This is a genomic window from Levilactobacillus yonginensis, assembly GCF_964065165.1.
Lineage (GTDB): Bacteria > Bacillota > Bacilli > Lactobacillales > Lactobacillaceae > Levilactobacillus > Levilactobacillus yonginensis_A.
Genome location: NZ_OZ061549.1, coordinates 60,034 through 77,257 on the forward strand (window position 1 = coordinate 60,034; position 17,224 = coordinate 77,257).

Here is a 17,224-nt window from a genome sequence, read left to right on the forward strand (position 1 = left end):
CAATGCGAGAGATTAAATTCAGAGCGTGGAATTGCGTGAGAAAGTGTTATATCTACAACGTAGAGCACGAATACGACGATGACCTATGCTGCTTCTCTGATGCTTTAGATGATTCGGGATTGATTGCTGAGCAGTACACCGGGGTAAATGATACCAATGGCCGAGAGATCTACGAGGGCGACATCATACGTTTTCAGCTGTTTGCGACCGCTCAGGGAATCGTAGGCGACATCCGATACAACTCACGTTATGGATACTGCGTGTTTTTCTACAACGGCGTAAAGACGATGTGGCGGCAAGAATACTGGACCGATTACAAAGCGCTGCAAGTTGTTGGGAACATCCACGAGGACCCAGAACTGTTGGAGGGGGACAACGATGACTAATCCTAATTTAATTGCGGTACTTGCCGCCGTTGATCGCCTAATTCGAGAACACGGATATTCCCCGTCTGTTCGCGAGATTGGAGAGCTGGCAGGGTACACAAGTAGCTCGATGATTTATGACCGGATTACGGCGCTGTACGAAGCAGACTGCATTACTTATATGCCGATGCAAACGCGAACCATTCGGGTGACCAGCAAGGGTAAACGGGTACTGAAGGAGGCGGAAATACATGCCAATTAATACCGGGGGAATTTCATTTAATGAATCGATGGCCAGCACTAAAAAAGGCATAAAGGAAATGCTACTGCCAAAGGGCTTACGGGCCCGACCGTTGGATCGTATTCCTCCTATTACAATCGTTGTTCATGGTGATCCAGTACCTGCAGGACGCCCACGTTTTACACGAACTGGTCACGCCTACGACCCAAAAAAGAGTCACGTCTACAAGAGAATGGTGACTCAGGAGGCCAAGCTACAGTACAAAGGGCCGATGCTCGAGCATAAAGCGCTTCGCGTTGAAATCAAGGTTTACCGACCGATTCAGACCAGTATAAGTAAGCTCAAGCATAAGCGTCGAGCTGAAGGACTAGAGCGGCCAATCGTTAAGCCGGACACCTCAAATTACGTCAAGTTGATTGAAGACGCGCTCACAGGCGTTATCTGGGAAGATGACAACCTGATTGCTGATTTGGTGGCCAGTAAGTACTATTCGGACGAACCGAGAATCGAAGTTACAGTCACGGAGGCGGGAGTATGAGAGTGGATATGAATGGCCGCTTCTTCATGCTTAAGGGTGATCTTTACAGCATCGTCTTCAACACATTTTCAGGGGAATTCATGCTGGTTAATATTTCGACCCAAAAGGTTGAGGCTACGGGGAAGAGCTTTCGAAGAATGCGTGAGTTGCTAGACTATCTGGGAGCCAAGACCACTGAAATTGCATTTGAGGCGGCAGAGTAATGTCGAAACAACGGAAGTACTCTAAGTGACGTACAGTGAAGCAAAAGAAGCGTCGTATGGCGGAACACGCGCGGGAACACCAAGCTGAGGCTAAGGAAGGTAAACAAAAATGATTAAAAAATCAGGATAAATCACGTTCAAAATTGTTGATAAGGAGTAAAAGTTATGTCATTAAACAAGGAAATGGCTGAAATTAGAGCTGCTTACGCCAATTATGGCGACGATCCAGATAAGTGGCCGGAAAATGTTAAAAAAGAAATCCGCGGTCAAGATGAGGAACAGCATACGGCAGAAAATAATATCCTACGCCACCTGATTCTCCGTGGATACACCAGCGAATATATTGCACAAGAACGGTCAAAGTCACTGAAATATCTAAAGCAATTACGTGGCAGAATGAAAAGTCGTGACGAATTGGATTACCAAGCCACACCAGATGAATTAGCACAGTTGAAATACAACCTCGATCACATGGACAATCCTAGCAACCCAAAAATTGCTAGCGCTATGGGACGCGACAAAGATTGGGTGCGCTGCATGCGAGTGAAGCTACGGGAGGCAGACAATGACAGAAATTAGACCAGACTATTACCGCGGTAGTGATGGCAAAGATTTGTTTGACAGATTTGAGGCTGGACTTTTGTCCCCTGAGGAAACTATCGGCTTTTACAAGGCCAATGCCATCAAGTATCTAACTCGCGAAGCGGATAAAAATGGCGAAGAGGACTTAGATAAGGCCTTGACTTACATTGGTCGGCTAAAACAGTTTAAGTATCCGAAGAATGTTGATACAACTACCGATGAGACGCGCGGAAATTATAAGTTTGATAATGATCGTTACCGAAAACATCAGGAATTAGTTGCTCAGGCATGGCTGGACGGGTATCAAGTGGAGGCACAGCATGACACACGAACAGATTGAGTATCGCAAATACGTGCTGCAAGGCATGGCAAGCTATGGTGGCGATGTGGCACAGGCGTTAGTGTGGTGCGGCAATCACTTTATCAAGCTGGGCGATAGCCAACGCAACGCGATTAACAAGTTATCAGCGAAGGAACGCAACCAGGTTATTCATGAGCTGACAATGGCGGTGTATTGATAGGAATAGCTGAGTTTCAATCCAGATTAAGCGATCACAGCGTGCCTAAGGAAGTTTACATTGCTTTGGGTATGCTGAGCAATGCTGAGGTTAATAACGTGCTACACGAGCTTACACGGCCATTTTAGATAGCAAAAAAGGGCCGCCCAGCAGCAGCCCTTACCCAAATTATGCTTACTCAATGGTCAACACATTAATTATACCATTGATAGGGGCTGAAAGGGTTGGCTGAATTGGATTTTGACAATGTGAATATGGGAAGTCTCTTCCCAGAGGTAGATGTTGGAGCAACTTTGCAAAACGTGACACACTTTTTATCTGTAGTATTGCCTAAGATGGTCCGTATCAGTGGACAGTCAATGAGCGACTTAAAATCACCTGGCTATGATGGAATGCCAAAATCTCAGCCATCAGGTAATGCGACAGATTCAAGAATTGTGCGGCGGTTATATGCCGAAGAAGTCGTTAAACGGACAATCCAAGCAATTAAACACTGTGATAAAGATTGCCAGAATATCCTAGATGAACTATATCTACAAGAACTATCAGATACCATGTGCTTTATGGACTTAGGATTTTCTGAGTCCAGCTATTTCCACGTTTGGAAGCCCAAAGCACTATTGCAGTTTGCCGATTGCTACATGCTGGATGATCTCCATATTTTTAAAAAAAGCAGTTTTGATGCAGTTTGAGTGCAGTTTTTGTGCAGTCGGACTGCAGGCACCAGCCATATTTAAGGGTTATTCTAGTATCATCGAAAGAATTAAGAAAAACACGCATAGCTCAATGGCAGAGCAGGCAGTCATTGCCTGACGCGGGTTCGAACCCCGCTGCGTGCATTGTGGTGGAATGATGAACCGGCCACAAGATTACCTCCCTGAGTAACGTGCATAGCTCAACGGCAGAGCAAAGAAGATACGGGTTCGAATCCTGTTACACGTATTAGCCCGCCAAACTCCTTCATAAAATTGACCGGCCTGCATAACCGGTCATTAAGGACCTTTAACTCAGCTGGTTAGAGTAGATGGCTCATAACCGTTCGGTCGTAGGTTCGAATCCTACAAGGTCCATTGACCCTAAACAAATTTTTGCTTAACACTGGGTCATAAAACTAACCTGAAAAGAGGTGAAAACTTCTCTCAGTTTAGTTTGAAATTAGTCCGAGGGGCCGTCTGTGGTAGAGCGGCTCTTTTTTTGTTACATACGAATATTTTTCGTTGCTAAGTGTGTATTCAATGTGTATAATGTGATTATCGATAATAAAGAGGTGAGTAGTATGCCGATGAAGCCACGACAGATGGTTAAACTGTTGAAAGAACATGGCTTTATCGAGAAATCGCAGAATGGATCATCACATTTAAAACTCTACAACACCCAAAGCAATATTACTGTCATGGTACCGATTCATGCTAAGGAACTCGGAAAAGGGTTGAAGCGCGCGATTTTGAGAGAAGCAAATATAGAGAAACCATAGTGTTTCTTTATTGCGGCCAAAATGAGTGATCGTTTTGGTATACTCTCAAATACTAACCTGATTTTTTCTCCCTGAAGTATGAAACTGACAAAGAAAACACAAAGGAGATCGACTCTATGAAGAAGGATATGGTAATTTACCCTGCTATTTTTAGCGAAGATGGGGACTATATTTTTGTTCGAGTCCCTGACCTAAAAGGCGGGTTTACGCAAGGAAACAATACCTTGGACGCCGTTGCTATGACTGAAGATTTGATTGGTAACTTATTAGAAGACCAATCGGACTATCCTAAACCATCAAATCCGGAAGATATTAAACTAGAAGATGGAGAATCTTTGGTTTATATCTCAGTTGACTTAGCAGAATTTCGTATTAAGTATTCGCGAACCGTTCGCAAAAATGTGACTATTCCAGAGTATTTAAATGTAATTGCTAAGGAACGAAAAATTAATGTTTCCCAGGTATTAACTGAAGCGTTAAGAACAAAATTGGAAGTATAGTTTCAAACGTATAACGTCCTACGGGGCGTTTTTATTTTGCCCAAAAATAGGAGGTGGCCGGCATGGCCAGAATGATCAAAACAAAGTTCGGCCTTGTCAGCCGCACAGAGGCACGTTGCTTGGGCGACTTAGAGCGACAGCTTAAAGATGGATGGTGGCAGCGTAAAAAGCCACAGCGACCATTTAAACAGCGTATTACAGTATGGAGGAAGGACAATGCTAAAAAGCTATGACTTGTGGTACTGGGGCTATGACCCAGACAACCACGGTCAAAGCCAAATGCTACGCAAAGAGGTGCTGGTTTCGGAGACGACGCTTAAACGGTTCCTGTCACGTGCCAAGTACGATTATTACGAATTCGTTATTGACGATGGTCAGAAGTGGATTGTGGCGTCCGACCTGGTGCTGCAGTTGAGAGAAAGGGTGGATTAATCATGGATTTTGGTGAAGCAATTAACCTGATAAAACAGAAGGAGAAACTTCGACGTTCTGACTGGGATCGTGAAAAATATGTACGTAGGTTTGATCCAGTTGACAATGACGGAATGGCCAAAGAAGGAACACAACTGGTCATGAATGCAGGCAATGATGATTGGCTACTTGAACCCTATAATCCAACCACTAGAGATATGTTTGCTGATGATTGGGAGGTATTTAAATGAAAAAGCAATTAAGTGATAAAGAAAAGGCCAAGCTGTGGGACGATCTGCCAAATTACATTACCGTCAATCAACCTAACGGGGAGCTGATTGCTTATATCCCGCTTAAGCCCGAAGCGGGTTTCAGTGATGGCATGATTGTCAACAAGGACTATATCTTCACAGAAAACTATAGCAAAGAAGAAGCTCATTTTGCTGATATTGATGGCAAAGTCTACTACAAAGGCGCCATGACGTGGGAAAACCACAAGCAGGCACAGGAGGTTGTTGATCGTGACTGATAAAGAAAACAAGCACTCAATCCGGGTTAGCGACGGTACATTTATTACCTTTTTTGACACTACAAAATTTCATATCTTCGTAAACGATGAAAAATTAGTTGGGCTTGATGGTGAAGTGGCTATAAGAATCATGGACTCTGAATCGAATTATATCGATAAATTGGTGAAAATAGGAGTCCCACTGGGCATGCCGTCGGATAAAATATTGCGCGGATTGGTAAAAAAAGAGGAACCAATTCACTTGAAGATTCAGGATGATAACTTGGGTAATGTTTTTGAAAGCTGCTCTGGATATATCAGGCAAAGCCCTAACCTTGTTTATGGGAATGGATTTCCAATGGGCCAGTTTACAGTGGCCTGTGTATTTATGGATTAGGAGGCGCCCCCATGGGTAAAGGCAAGTATCAAGATTGGTTGACCCATGAGGGCTTGACCAAACTAGAAGGGTGGGCCCGAGATGGCCTAACCGATGAACAAATTGCTAATAATATTGGCATTGGTACAACGACTCTTTACAATTGGAAAAAGCGTTATGTGGAGATTGTGGAGGCCCTAAAAAAGGGAAAAGAAGTCGTTGATCGTGAAGTCGAAGGTTCACTTTTGCGGCGTGCCAAGGGATATACGACAGTTGACCATCAGTACAAAGTAGTTGATGTTGATCCGGATGTGCTGCATGCGCGCCGTCGTAAGGTGGCCAATACTTACAAGTTAGACCATCCGGAAGCAACCAAGCAAGAGGTTGATGACTATGCTGCCGAGAAAGTCCCAACGCGGGAAAGCATCGAGTTGTTTCAGAATCAGCATGAGGTGCCACCAGACACTACAGCAGCTATCTTCTGGTTAAAGAATCGTAAGCCAGATGAATGGCGTGACCGTAAGGAAACAGAATTGTCCGGTGGTGTCGGTGTTCAAGTCAGTGACCCGTATAAGAATCTTTCAGAAGAGCAGCTAGCCAAGCTGGCTGATGATGACGATGGATAAGAACTTAATTCGTCAAGGCGCACGGGTTGAACTGGCTCGGCGCTATTTCTTTTCCTATGCTCGGTTAATGGCCCCAGACTTCTACAAGCGAAGCCGAGGTTACTTAGTTGAATTGTGTGACGCCTTGCAGGACTTCGTGGTGTCTGACGATGATGTGTTGGTCATCAACGAGCCGCCGCGTCACGGTAAATCACGAACGGCGGGGCTGTTTGTCCAATGGCTTCTAGGCAAGGACCCGTCGATAAAGGTCATGACCGGTTCATACAACGAAACGCTGTCGACCACGTTTTCTAAGGGAGTTCGTAATTCCATTCAGGAGGTCAAGGCTGACCCAAACATTCCGGTGTTTGCAGACGTCTTTCCTGGCGTAAGTATCAAGCAAGGTGACGGGGCCATGAACCTGTGGTCACTTAAAGGTGGATACAACAACTACCTGGCCACTTCACCGACTGGTACTGCGACTGGGTTCGGGGCCGACGTCATGATTATTGACGACCTGATCAAGAACGCCCAGGAAGCCTTTAACGAGGTCAAGTTGGACGAGCAATGGTCGTGGTTCGTAAATACCATGCTGTCACGACTAGAATCCGGCGGGAAAATCATTATCATTATGACACGGTGGTCATCTCAAGACCTTGCAGGGCGTGCTGTGACCGAGTTGCCCGGATTAGGGTATAAGGTCAAGCACATCAGTATGAAAGCTCTCCAGGACGACGGAACCATGCTTTGCGAGGATATTCTGTCCCGTGCTCAGTATGAGCGGACATTTAAGACTCAATCGCCCGAGATTGCGGCGGCCAACTATCAGCAAAAACCAATTGATCAAGAAGGTCGGTTGTACAAGCACTTCAAAACTTATGACGAAATCCCACGAGATGAGCAGGGTAATCCGCTCTTTCGGGGGATTTTTTCATACACCGATACTGCCGACGAAGGCTCTGACTGGTTAGCCCATTACGTCTATGGGGTATATAACGATGAGGCCTACATCTTAGACGTAGTCTTCTCACAAGACCCAATGGAGACGACGGAACCAGCTGTGGCCCGATCGCTATTCGAGAATAAGGTCAATGCGGCCACAATCGAATCTAACAATGGTGGGCGTGGGTTTGCTCGGCAGGTTGAACGGCGATTGCGTGAGGAGTATCACAGCAACGTCACTAAGGTTCAATGGTTCCATAACGGGCAGAACAAGATTGCTCGGATTCTGTCGAACTCGACTTGGGTCATGGAACACATCTACTTCCCAGGAAATTGGCGTAATCGTTGGCCAGACTTGTTTGATTTTCTGACGCGATACCAGCGTGAGGGGAAGAATGAGCATGATGACGCCCCTGATGCTCTCACTGGTGTGGCTGAATCGGTTCAAAACAAGGTAAACATCAGCAAGCGTCCTAGCCGTCGCAAGCAAGCCAAAACATTAAGAAGGATGGGATTAGTATGACGAAGAAAATGGGCCACGTTAGCGCGATGGTTGCCAATGCACTGGACCGATACGCGTTAGGTCGCGATGGTGGTCAGATTACTATTGTCGACCGTGAAATTGGTGAAGCGTTTGTACTAAAGCTATCTGGTAAGAAGGCCGACATAGTGTGGCAGGTGCTGATTAGCACACACCCTAATCGCGATATCGGTAAGATTGAATTCGGTACAAAGAAAGGGCCACGCACCATTGATGAGTTAATCAAGACGGGGCCAGACGGAACACTTAAATCGAAACTGGGGTTGATCTAATGGCTGATGTACCTGTATTTGAGTGGAAGGGTGTTAGCATTGCTTCAATGAGTAAGCACGAGCTACTGGCGGCCATTAAAGATAATGAGCAAGGACGCAACTATCCGGATAGTGCCACAACAATCCTGTTGGGTGAAGCAATTAAGCGATTTCTTAATGAAGATGTTGATTTAGAAGATAAACGAGCTGAGGCACGAGAACGAGTGGTTAACGAAATGTTGGCCGGAACTGATGTGAAAGGGGATGAACTAGATGGCGGAAACGAATGATCCACAAGCCCATGGCATGTCTTTACCGTGGCCTGATCGTAAGAGTATCTACATGCTTCGTGGTGGCTCACGCTTTGGATTCGATGCTAACCAAGATTATCAAATGCCAGCTGGTGAATGGAATGCCATCAAAGCTAACCCAGACGCTATCAAGCCGATTCTTTCCTGGTTCGTTAACGACCATTACACCAACCAGCTTCCACGCTTGCTGACCCTCGAACGCTATTATCAGGCTGAAAATGACATTCACTTCTGGCGATCAGACAAGGCTCCTGACCGGGCTGACAACCGCATCACATCTGGTTTGCCACGGTACATTACGGACCAAAAGGTAGGCTATCAGTTTGGAAACCCACTAAAGTTTGCGTACAGTGACCCCGATAATCCTGACGACAGCGGAGAAGACATTGTGAACGCCATTGCGGCATTCAATGACGCGGTAGATGAGCCTTATCACGAGAAGGTGATGAGCAAGAACCTCAACAACACGGGCCGAGCGTACGAGTTGACCTACGTCAAACAGGGAACCAATGACTTAGCTTTGCGCGCTATTGATCCGGCCCACTGTTTTGTTGTATATGACACGACGATAGACCTAAACTCGTTGTTTGCCGTGCGTTATTACATGGTCAATTTCATGAAGACTACGACTTACTATATCGAAGTATATACGGATAGCATGGTCTACTACTTCACCAGCACGGATAGCCCGAACGGTGAGTACACGTTGACCGAACAGTCGCCACATTTCTTCGGCACGGTTCCAATCACCGAGTACAAGCTCAACGACGAGCGACTGGGTGCATGGGAGCCCAAGCTGGACGAGATTGACGCTTACGACAAGTCCATTTCCGAGATGGCAAACAGCCAGGAGGATTTCAATAACGCCATTTTGGTCATCTCCGGAGACGTGGATGACGATGACGACCTTGACGACGCGGAGCCGCTGACGAATGCTGACGGGGAGCAGATCACTAATTCAAATGGAGACCCCATCTACAAAGTTGACCGTGTCGACCCTGATAAGCGAATCTTGTTCTTAAAGCCGCGACTTATCGACAACATCGGCGGCGCCCCGACTGTGATTCAGACCTCAGCCGAGTATTTGACTAAGGAGCTTAACGCTCAGGGTTGGCAGACGTACAACGACCGATTACTTGCTGATATTCATAAGGACACTAACACACCAGATGTTACAGACCAAAACTTCGCGGCTAACGCCAGTGGTGTGGCCATGTCCTACAAGCTGTGGGGTTCTGACCAAGAACGGGCGACACAACAATCCTTATATACTCGGGGAATTAAGCGTCGAATCCGTTTGCTGGCCGCCTATTGGGCGAAGACGTCACTTATCAAGTACACAGACGAGGCTGAGCACGTCAACCCTAGCTATACGCCTAATCTACCGAAGAACGATAACGAAATCATTACGAACGCGGCCTTATTGCTAAAGACCGGTGCTATATCTAACCAGACGTTCTGGGAAGCGGTCGAATCAGCTACCGGGGTCAAACCTGATGGTGAAGAGAAGCGCATGAAAGACCAGAAGGCCCAGGACAAACAGGATGGATTAGATTACATGGATAAGATTGATGGCTCCGACCAAGATAAAGCTCAAGGTGGTGTAAGCGATGGCGAAGACGACAGTGACCGACCAACAGGAGGAACAGCGAATAAGCCAGCTCCTAAGCTCGGACAAACGATTTAAAGGCCAGACTGATAACTTATACTACCAAACACTGAAACTAATCAGTGATAATATCAGGACTTTCTACGCTCGATATGCCAGTAGTAAGGGATTGACCGCTGATGTGGTTCGCGAACGGGTCACTCACTGGGACTTAGACCAGTTCATGCACGCTATCGACCTGCTCACAGATGGTGATCAGTCCAGCGCTGACTTAAAGAAGCGGCTTAAGCTGACAAAGTATCAAGCAGCTGGCGGTGACCATGCTGACGCAGTTGCGGCCCTTATCGGTGCAACCATTGCCGTCACAACTGAGAAAGTCCACAAGACTAGTCGCCAGCACCTCGCTAACGACTATGTGTCTGAGCAAAAGTATCAGCAAGTCATTGCATCGAAGCACCTCACTTGGACGCTTCCACGTACCCAAGACGCTCAAATCACACCAGCCATTGGCCATGCGGTCGATGGCTCGGACTGGTCAGACCGTTTGTGGGTGCGCTCAGATGACATGGTCGCCGACGTTCAGAAAGTGGTACGCGATTCACTTAGTGGTGGATTAGATCAAGACCAGCTCGAAAAGCTCCTACATTTTGGCACTACAGGTATGGTACCAAAGGGTATTCAGGCAGCTGGTGAGACTGAAATGTGGATGGTCGACTGCCTTATTCGGACTGAATCGGCACGAGTAGTTGACAAGGCTACCATGGATTCGTTTAAAAGCCGACGCGTAAAACGCATTGATATTGTGACAGAGCCGGACGCCTGCGAAAAATGCCGCAAGCTGGCAGCTCAAGGACCGTTTTCGCTTAGTGAGTGTCCAGATTTACCATGGCATCCTAATTGCCGATGTAAGAAACGAGAACATGTAGAAGAACCAGTACCTATTTAAGGTGCTTTTTTTATGCCCTTTTTTCGGCCTGCGGGCTTTAAAGAACAGCTGATGAGTTATGCCACTCTAACAAGCATTCAAGGAGGGATTCACTATGCTAAATCGCATTTTGCAACACCAATTCTATGACGCTCCGGACGACAACAATGGCGGCCAACACGATGACCACCAGCCGGATGATGGTAAGAAACCAGTTGACCCAGATCCAGACGACAAGCCTGGTGATGACAATGACCACAAGGTTCCAGCTAAGGACCAGCGCAAGATTCGGCAGGACGCGGTCAACCAATTCAAGAACTCCGATGAGTTCAAACAAATGATTGCCGAAACAATGGCTGAGGGCGAAAAGCGGGCCAAAATGTCCGCCGATGAAAAGGCTGAGGCCGACCGCAAGGCACAGGAAGAACGAGACCAGCAGGAACGAGACAAGTTCCACCGGGAACAAGCTCATTTTTACGCACAACAAGAGCTTGCCAATCGTAAATTGCCCGCTACGTTTGCCGATTACATCGCCGATCAAGACCACGACACCATGGTGGCCAACGCTGATGCCTTCGAGAAGTCCTTCACTGATGCGGTTCACGCCGAAACGTTGAAACGAATGCAAGGAGACCAAACGCCAGCGGCTGGTACTCAAACACCCGGTGCAACAGTCACACAAAAGGACTGGGACGCTATGAGTTTTACGGATCAATACACGTTGATGCAAAAGAATCCTGAGTTGGCAAAACAGTTTACGAAATAGAAAAGGAGTGATTCACATTGGCAGATAATTTCACACAACTGGCCGGCATGCTTCAATCACCATTGTTTGGTCAGAACGTCATTAACGAGTCCACCAAGACTAACCGATTCTTAGCGTCTGGTATTTTGACACCAGATGCACAGTTTGGTGCTCATTTACTGGATTCCACAGAGGATTACATGACTTTGCCATTCACCAATGATTTAGCCGGCGATCCTGATCCATGGACTGATTTGGCCGATATCGAGGTAAGCAACGTCACGACTGGTAAGCAACGTGCTATGCGAATGCGGCTAGTTAAGGCGTTTGGCTACACTGATATTGCACAAGAATTCTCAGTATCTAACCCTGCAAATGTTATTGCAGCAAACTTTAGTGACTTCTGGGCTCGTGCAGAACAAAAAATGTTAGTGCAAATGTTGGCCGGTGTTTTTTCAAATACGGATATTGCCACAGCCAAGTTATTTGACGATTCAGCCAAGCAATTCGGTCCCCGTGGTTTCTTGGCAACCATCGGTCTATTAGGTGACTTGCAAGACCAAACGTTTAGCAAGATTGCCGTTAATTCCAGTGCTTATTCGGAAATGAAGGCACAACAGATGATTGATACAGCTAAGCCAAATGAAGCTGTTGGTCCTTTCGGAAACTATAATGGCATGCAGATCGTTGTCGATGACGACTTGCCACTGGATGAAAACGGAGTGGCCACTAGTTACATTTTTGGTAATGGATCAGTTGGCTACTCCGTGGCCAACCCAGCTAGTTCTACCGAAGTTGAACGAGAAGCCCGCAAGAATGGTGGTCGTACCAATGTCATTAACCGGCGTGTTGAAACCATGCACGTTATGGGAACATCGGTGGTTCCTAGCTTCCATTCAGCAGGTCAAACAGTCACCATGGCCGAACTGGCGTCGCCAGATACTTGGGAAGTCGTCAAGGATGTTGATCCACGGAACATCAAGGTTGTGGCATATAAGGCTAAGGTATCAACCGAATTCTTGCCTAAGAAGAAGGCATCTAGTGGTTCTGGGTCAGGTTCTGGAACAACTACAGGTAAATAAGAGGTGAACCGCAATGGCCGATAACAAGACGACACTCGATAAGCTAAAAAAGTACCCGCTGGCATCCGACCTGGACGATGATGAGTACCTACAACAGCTTATTGATGACTCGTGGACGACCGTACAGGCTGACCACATTAAGCCCGTTAAGCAGGAAGAGGCTAACCGCCTTCTGGTGCTTAGTGAGCTGTATGTGGACACCTTGGTGGCTAACGGCGGCGTTCAGTCTGCCAGCCATTTAGGTGAATCTCAGACCATGTTCGATTGGTCGAAAGGCAATGACCCGTACATGTTGCGGTACCAAGCCTTGGTCGATCAATTCGGACGTAGTTATCGCCGTGGTCGGGCATTCAGTCGGGATTGAGGTGGTTAGGTGGCAAGCTTTAATCACATTTCAGAGTGGATTGAGCGATCTAAACGGCTTAATCAAACGGATTTAATTGTTGGCGTTCCCATCGATGATTCGTTCTTACAGATGGTGGCCCGGGTCAATGAACATGGCATGGTTATTCGTGCCAAGAAGTCGTTTCTGACCATTCCCACTGCCGCAGCTAAGGGACGGAAGCCAAGTGAGATTCCTGGCCTGTTCCGTCCCAAGGGTGCACACAATCACGTCTTAGCGGTAGCTGATAAATCGGCACCATACGGCATGACCATCATGTTCGTGCTGAAAGAGAGTGTCCGGATCCCGCCACGGCGATTCTTATGGATTGCCTACGAACGGAATCACGACGCTTGGAACGAACTGATGGTTGCAGGGTTTTCGAAAGTAATGGACGGGAAGCAATCAGTGTCAGGGTTAGAAAGCCAACTCGGGCGCCGGATATCCAATGACATCAAGAAAACGATTAGAGACCTGCATACACCGCGTAATGCTGGCCTTACGGCAGACCGCAAAGGATTTGATGACCCGTTGCAAGATACGGGTAAATTAATCGGCTCAATCACTTGGGCCAACGAAAGGAAGTTATAAAGCATGGCTGAACAATTAGCAATTTATAAGAAGGGCAGCACCGACCTGGTGGCTGCTGGTGATCCTGCTACTGGGGTTGCAATCACGGGATTAACGGCAGGGACAGTTGTCACAACTGGCGACTACCAAGCTGCAAAGTACGATGGGAACGCTAAGAAAAATACGTCCGGTCTGGTCGACGTACCAGGCTTTACGGTTCTGGGTGGCACTCCTAAGGACGTTACTTCTACCCCTACCGGTGATGGGGCAACTGTCACGGGCAAGTAGTGCCCAACTTTAAACAGCTGAACACGTTTCACTTCATGTTCGACAAGATGAAAGAACCCCTAACTATCACGCCCTATTTGGGCAAGGACGGGAGTGACCCGCTGGGATTGGGTGGCCAGGACTGGGGGACACCGCTTAAGGTTATCGAACCCATTACTCTGACTGCTAACCCGGGGATTACTTACCAATCGGGTTCAGGGGGCGACATGGAAGTCAGCATCCTGGTATGGTCCTCGCGTACGCCGGGATTCAAAAAGGGGACCAAGGTTCTACGAGAGCAAACGGGTGAAACGTACACGGTCACTGGTGAAGCGCCGCTGACGCATAGCCAACTGACCTACTACCAGCTTCAACGGAACGGGGGCGACAACGATGAACAACCGGCAGGTTCTAACAGCTCTGGTGACGGAGCTAAACAAGTACCCGATGAATCCGGGGGAGAAGATCCCCTGGGTCTATGAGAAGGAGCCTGACACCAAAGGTCAGGTTCCTTTTTTTAGTTGGTCCATTTCCAACCCTCATAAGCGGGTCACCTTCAAACATGTTGGTGAGGCTTATCTGAAACTGATTCAGTTAAAGGTTCACTGTGATGACCCACTGGAAGTCAACGATCGAGTTGAGTGGCTGCAGAATGTCTTAGGATCCATGCAGCCACTTGAAAACCTGGCCAAACTGGGTATCTCAGTCGTTGACGTGAGTGACCCGGACCCACTCGATGAAGACTGGACGATTGAGGTTGAGAACCAAGTGGGCGTGACAATCACACTCATGGTCAACCCCAGTTATCAGGACCGGACGCAGGTCGGTGAGATCACGTCGGTCCAACCAAACTTCGAAATCAAAAAGGAGGAATCATAGCTAATGGCAATTACCAAAGTAATCAAGCAACCATCTGACTTGATCATCAACACGACCATCAAGGCGGCTAGCTTGGGCGGTAACGTTGCGCCGGTCGCTTTATTGCGCCGGGGTACCGATACTACTGAAGATGCCATCTTGGTGCACGACATCGATGAAATGCCTGACTTAGGCTTCGGTGAGAACACTGAAGAATATGCCCTAGTCGAATCAATGTTTGACGTAGATGGGTTCGTAGGACCAGTTCAAATCGGGACGTTTGCTAATGCAGATGTACTCAGCCTGGATGACCTGACTGCGACCCCTACGGCAGACGGTGCCAAGGTCACGGGGATGGTACCAGGAGTTCAGAAGTGGCTTGAAGACCACATCTTTGACGGCCCTAAGTGGTATATCCCTGTAGGCATGACGGATGACGACATCAAGGCCGCTGCTGATGTGCTCTACGCCAACCAACGAGGCTTCCTGGTACACCAAGTTGAAACCATCGACGAACTTTCCAAATGGCACGATTATGCCGTATCTACGCAAAGCCTGAAGAACCATGAAGGCCACTTCCACGCCGTCGTTGAAAAGAACGTCGAACACAAGGTCGCGGCCCAAGCTGTTGCCTTTGCTTCTACGACTGTTCTACTTGATTGGATGCGTATTGGAAACCTGAATCGAGACACCTTTACGCCAGACGACTGGACGCAAACCGAGCGGGACATGATTGAATCCTTAAACGGCCTGACCGTCGAAGACAAGGCTGGTGACTTCATGCTGTCCGGCAACATGGAATTGAACGGTGATTACATCGATAATGCCTTCAATGCCCAGTACAACACGGATTACATCCAGTTGAAGGGTCAAAAATGGCTCAACGGTAAGAAGTACACCACTTTCAACGATGACAACATCAATGAGTTAGTGGCAACTTTTGAAGCGGCTGGCGATGAGTTATTCCAACAAGGAACTGTTGCCGCTGGGGATGATGGCAAAGCAGACTTCCACGTTACTGCTGTGGCGCGGGCTAATGTTTTGGCCTACGAAATTTCCAAGCGAACCTACAAGTCCGTAACTATTAAGCAGACTCTGCCGAATGCGTTTGAGAAGGTCTACATCGATAACCAGGTAACACTCTAGGAGGTGGAATAAATGAACCAACGGATTCAATTAGATGACGGGACTTACTTCGCACTGAAGGATTCCCGATTCATTCACGTGTACGTGATCATTGATGGCGTCGCTACGGAACTTAACGGGTTCCAATCCGGTGAAGCGGTCAACTGGTCAAAGAAAGATAACGACGTTGAAGTGGCGTCTGACTTCAAGGGTGTGCCTTTGGGATTGATTAACCATTCTAAGCTGGGTCAATTCGTGGCCCATCTTAATGACGGGGCGCCAGCCCATGACGTTATCTACGGTTGCTACTACCGTCAAATGAATCACGACGCAAGCGTTGTACCTACCTTCGGGTTCAAGGTGCAAAACGACAACAACGGTGAAGTTGTGAAGTCCTCGGTTTGCCTGATTCAAAAGATGCCTAATGGCTCCGTATCTAACGGGATCACCTCGCGTGATTGGACCATTCTTGCCTTACAATACGACGACAGTTTCGGGAACGCAGCCTAACCAGCACGATAGAAGAGCTTACGACGGGTCTCCGGGCCCGCCTTGTACATACCCAAATTTGAAAGGATGGAATTTATTATGACTGAAAAAATGGCAGCACCCAAGGTTGATGTAACGAAGCTTCAGGCTCTCGATACCAAGAAGACGATCGAATATGGGGAACCTGACAAAGACGGGAACCACAAGACTCAAGACGTCGTTTTCCGTGATCCTGGTTATGGCGTCCTCCTTCAAATTCGAGGGAAGCAAAACGTTGGGAACAACGAACGGGACTTTGGCGAAATGGCCAACATGATCAACGAAAACGTGATTATTAACCCGCGGTATGCCTTTGCTGACCTGAACAAGGCCGTCACCAAGCGTGACGAATCTAAGGAAGTTGAACTCGATGGTCGGCAAGGTAAGAAGCCTCACATTGTGATGAAATTTCCTGGGTTCCGAGAAGCCTTAAACCTCAGTGCTGATATCCGTGGGGTTAACGGTGCCGATGCATCACTGGAAGTTCTTCAAGAACTTAATCAAGACGTTTTCCGTCGGGCCGACAATCCGGACAAACCATTAGATATGCAATTCTGGTCCGAAAACGGTGGTGGGCTGCAAGCAATTCAAGAGGCCACTGACTACTTTAACGAGGTCATGGATCGGAAGGGCTACGCAACAATTCTGGTGGAAGCCCTGACGTTTCTGCAACCACTCTTCTAATGACTCTAAGTATTACAACTCGGAAGGTGAGTTTGATCAGAAGCAACTAGATCGAGACGTTGACCGACTCTACGAGATTTACG

The 17,224-nt window shown here is 47.5% G+C and carries 31 protein-coding genes and 2 tRNA genes; all 33 read left to right on the forward strand.

All coding sequences use genetic code 11. The features are described 5' to 3' along the window. Window positions 1-2 precede the first annotated feature (2 nt). The 33 genes from AB3Y94_RS00370 (at window position 3) to AB3Y94_RS00530 (ending at window position 17,141) form a co-directional block, all read left to right on the forward strand. Entirely contained in the window at window positions 3-386 is a 384-nt protein-coding gene (locus tag AB3Y94_RS00370; RefSeq protein ID WP_061777460.1) for a YopX family protein, read from the forward strand. Then, window positions 379-627 carry a LexA family transcriptional regulator gene (locus AB3Y94_RS00375; protein WP_125545413.1) on the forward strand — a complete coding sequence of 83 codons (249 nt, stop codon included), beginning with the start codon at window positions 379-381 and terminating at the stop codon, window positions 625-627. Before AB3Y94_RS00370 ends, AB3Y94_RS00375 begins: the two co-directional genes overlap by 8 nt. Then, window positions 617-1,144, forward strand: coding sequence for a RusA family crossover junction endodeoxyribonuclease (locus AB3Y94_RS00380; protein ID WP_367294648.1), 528 nt, complete (start codon window positions 617-619; stop codon window positions 1,142-1,144). The genes AB3Y94_RS00375 and AB3Y94_RS00380 overlap by 11 nt, the downstream gene beginning before the upstream one ends. Next, complete coding sequence (locus AB3Y94_RS00385; RefSeq protein ID WP_125642703.1) at window positions 1,141-1,347, forward strand: hypothetical protein; 207 nt, start codon at window positions 1,141-1,143, stop codon at window positions 1,345-1,347. Before AB3Y94_RS00380 ends, AB3Y94_RS00385 begins: the two co-directional genes overlap by 4 nt. Window positions 1,348-1,512: 165 nt before the next feature. Beyond that, window positions 1,513-1,926, forward strand: a complete 414-nt coding sequence (locus tag AB3Y94_RS00390) for a hypothetical protein (protein WP_367294649.1) — start codon at window positions 1,513-1,515, stop codon at window positions 1,924-1,926. Further along, a complete protein-coding gene (locus tag AB3Y94_RS00395) occupies window positions 1,913-2,269 on the forward strand; it encodes a DUF3310 domain-containing protein (protein WP_367294650.1) in 357 nt (118 codons plus the stop codon). Before AB3Y94_RS00390 ends, AB3Y94_RS00395 begins: the two co-directional genes overlap by 14 nt. Next, window positions 2,250-2,447 carry a hypothetical protein gene (locus AB3Y94_RS00400; protein WP_367294651.1) on the forward strand — a complete coding sequence of 66 codons (198 nt, stop codon included), beginning with the start codon at window positions 2,250-2,252 and terminating at the stop codon, window positions 2,445-2,447. The genes AB3Y94_RS00395 and AB3Y94_RS00400 overlap by 20 nt, the downstream gene beginning before the upstream one ends. Window positions 2,448-2,671: 224 nt before the next feature. Then, window positions 2,672-3,139: an ArpU family phage packaging/lysis transcriptional regulator gene (locus AB3Y94_RS00405; RefSeq protein ID WP_367294652.1), complete on the forward strand. Its 468-nt coding sequence runs from the start codon at window positions 2,672-2,674 to the stop codon at window positions 3,137-3,139. 192 nt (window positions 3,140-3,331) lie between these two features. Next, window positions 3,332-3,389: transfer RNA gene (locus AB3Y94_RS00410), tRNA-Ser, on the forward strand. A 54-nt stretch (window positions 3,390-3,443) separates the two neighbouring features. Further along, window positions 3,444-3,517: transfer RNA gene (locus AB3Y94_RS00415), tRNA-Ile, on the forward strand. A gap of 206 nt (window positions 3,518-3,723) precedes the next feature. Then, window positions 3,724-3,921 (forward strand): type II toxin-antitoxin system HicA family toxin, encoded by a 198-nt coding sequence (locus tag AB3Y94_RS00420; RefSeq protein WP_367294653.1) that lies wholly within the window; start codon window positions 3,724-3,726, stop codon window positions 3,919-3,921. 116 nt (window positions 3,922-4,037) lie between these two features. Then, window positions 4,038-4,421: a type II toxin-antitoxin system HicB family antitoxin gene (locus AB3Y94_RS00425; protein ID WP_061777551.1), complete on the forward strand. Its 384-nt coding sequence runs from the start codon at window positions 4,038-4,040 to the stop codon at window positions 4,419-4,421. 62 nt (window positions 4,422-4,483) lie between these two features. After that, window positions 4,484-4,654: a hypothetical protein gene (locus AB3Y94_RS00430; RefSeq protein ID WP_216577301.1), complete on the forward strand. Its 171-nt coding sequence runs from the start codon at window positions 4,484-4,486 to the stop codon at window positions 4,652-4,654. Next, a complete protein-coding gene (locus tag AB3Y94_RS00435) occupies window positions 4,638-4,853 on the forward strand; it encodes a hypothetical protein (protein WP_108477422.1) in 216 nt (71 codons plus the stop codon). Before AB3Y94_RS00430 ends, AB3Y94_RS00435 begins: the two co-directional genes overlap by 17 nt. Before the next feature lie 2 nt (window positions 4,854-4,855). Next, on the forward strand, window positions 4,856-5,083 hold the full coding sequence (locus AB3Y94_RS00440) for an MW1434 family type I TA system toxin (RefSeq protein WP_141268208.1): 228 nt from the start codon (window positions 4,856-4,858) through the stop codon (window positions 5,081-5,083). Beyond that, complete coding sequence (locus AB3Y94_RS00445) at window positions 5,080-5,361, forward strand: hypothetical protein (protein WP_141268207.1); 282 nt, start codon at window positions 5,080-5,082, stop codon at window positions 5,359-5,361. The genes AB3Y94_RS00440 and AB3Y94_RS00445 overlap by 4 nt, the downstream gene beginning before the upstream one ends. Continuing rightward, entirely contained in the window at window positions 5,354-5,737 is a 384-nt protein-coding gene (locus tag AB3Y94_RS00450) for a hypothetical protein (protein ID WP_367294654.1), read from the forward strand. The genes AB3Y94_RS00445 and AB3Y94_RS00450 overlap by 8 nt, the downstream gene beginning before the upstream one ends. Before the next feature lie 11 nt (window positions 5,738-5,748). Beyond that, window positions 5,749-6,342 carry a helix-turn-helix domain-containing protein gene (locus AB3Y94_RS00455; protein WP_125545396.1) on the forward strand — a complete coding sequence of 198 codons (594 nt, stop codon included), beginning with the start codon at window positions 5,749-5,751 and terminating at the stop codon, window positions 6,340-6,342. Further along, on the forward strand, window positions 6,335-7,786 hold the full coding sequence (gene terL / locus AB3Y94_RS00460; protein WP_367294655.1) for a phage terminase large subunit: 1,452 nt from the start codon (window positions 6,335-6,337) through the stop codon (window positions 7,784-7,786). The genes AB3Y94_RS00455 and terL overlap by 8 nt, the downstream gene beginning before the upstream one ends. Continuing rightward, entirely contained in the window at window positions 7,783-8,076 is a 294-nt protein-coding gene (locus AB3Y94_RS00465; RefSeq protein ID WP_129033038.1) for a hypothetical protein, read from the forward strand. The genes terL and AB3Y94_RS00465 overlap by 4 nt, the downstream gene beginning before the upstream one ends. Beyond that, window positions 8,076-8,345 carry a hypothetical protein gene (locus AB3Y94_RS00470; protein ID WP_367294656.1) on the forward strand — a complete coding sequence of 90 codons (270 nt, stop codon included), beginning with the start codon at window positions 8,076-8,078 and terminating at the stop codon, window positions 8,343-8,345. The genes AB3Y94_RS00465 and AB3Y94_RS00470 overlap by 1 nt, the downstream gene beginning before the upstream one ends. Next, window positions 8,329-10,053 carry a phage portal protein gene (locus tag AB3Y94_RS00475; protein ID WP_367294657.1) on the forward strand — a complete coding sequence of 575 codons (1,725 nt, stop codon included), beginning with the start codon at window positions 8,329-8,331 and terminating at the stop codon, window positions 10,051-10,053. Before AB3Y94_RS00470 ends, AB3Y94_RS00475 begins: the two co-directional genes overlap by 17 nt. Then, window positions 9,977-10,921, forward strand: a complete 945-nt coding sequence (locus tag AB3Y94_RS00480) for a hypothetical protein (RefSeq protein WP_367294658.1) — start codon at window positions 9,977-9,979, stop codon at window positions 10,919-10,921. Before AB3Y94_RS00475 ends, AB3Y94_RS00480 begins: the two co-directional genes overlap by 77 nt. A 94-nt stretch (window positions 10,922-11,015) precedes the next feature. After that, window positions 11,016-11,666, forward strand: coding sequence for a DUF4355 domain-containing protein (locus AB3Y94_RS00485; protein WP_367294659.1), 651 nt, complete (start codon window positions 11,016-11,018; stop codon window positions 11,664-11,666). A gap of 17 nt (window positions 11,667-11,683) precedes the next feature. Then, a complete protein-coding gene (locus AB3Y94_RS00490; protein WP_367294660.1) occupies window positions 11,684-12,727 on the forward strand; it encodes a replication protein in 1,044 nt (347 codons plus the stop codon). A gap of 13 nt (window positions 12,728-12,740) precedes the next feature. Beyond that, window positions 12,741-13,091 (forward strand): hypothetical protein, encoded by a 351-nt coding sequence (locus AB3Y94_RS00495; protein ID WP_099963123.1) that lies wholly within the window; start codon window positions 12,741-12,743, stop codon window positions 13,089-13,091. Between the two features lie 9 nt (window positions 13,092-13,100). Continuing rightward, complete coding sequence (locus AB3Y94_RS00500; protein WP_367294661.1) at window positions 13,101-13,700, forward strand: hypothetical protein; 600 nt, start codon at window positions 13,101-13,103, stop codon at window positions 13,698-13,700. Window positions 13,701-13,703: 3 nt separating this feature from the next. After that, entirely contained in the window at window positions 13,704-13,967 is a 264-nt protein-coding gene (locus AB3Y94_RS00505; RefSeq protein ID WP_367294662.1) for a hypothetical protein, read from the forward strand. 47 nt (window positions 13,968-14,014) lie between these two features. Then, a complete protein-coding gene (locus tag AB3Y94_RS00510) occupies window positions 14,015-14,428 on the forward strand; it encodes a hypothetical protein (protein WP_367294663.1) in 414 nt (137 codons plus the stop codon). Next, entirely contained in the window at window positions 14,340-14,825 is a 486-nt protein-coding gene (locus AB3Y94_RS00515; RefSeq protein WP_367294664.1) for an LIC_12616 family protein, read from the forward strand. Before AB3Y94_RS00510 ends, AB3Y94_RS00515 begins: the two co-directional genes overlap by 89 nt. A 3-nt stretch (window positions 14,826-14,828) precedes the next feature. Continuing rightward, complete coding sequence (locus AB3Y94_RS00520) at window positions 14,829-15,950, forward strand: hypothetical protein (RefSeq protein WP_367294665.1); 1,122 nt, start codon at window positions 14,829-14,831, stop codon at window positions 15,948-15,950. A 12-nt stretch (window positions 15,951-15,962) separates the two neighbouring features. Next, window positions 15,963-16,439: a hypothetical protein gene (locus tag AB3Y94_RS00525; RefSeq protein WP_367294666.1), complete on the forward strand. Its 477-nt coding sequence runs from the start codon at window positions 15,963-15,965 to the stop codon at window positions 16,437-16,439. Window positions 16,440-16,517: 78 nt separating this feature from the next. Next, window positions 16,518-17,141, forward strand: a complete 624-nt coding sequence (locus AB3Y94_RS00530; protein ID WP_367294667.1) for a hypothetical protein — start codon at window positions 16,518-16,520, stop codon at window positions 17,139-17,141. Window positions 17,142-17,224: the final 83 nt, after the last annotated feature.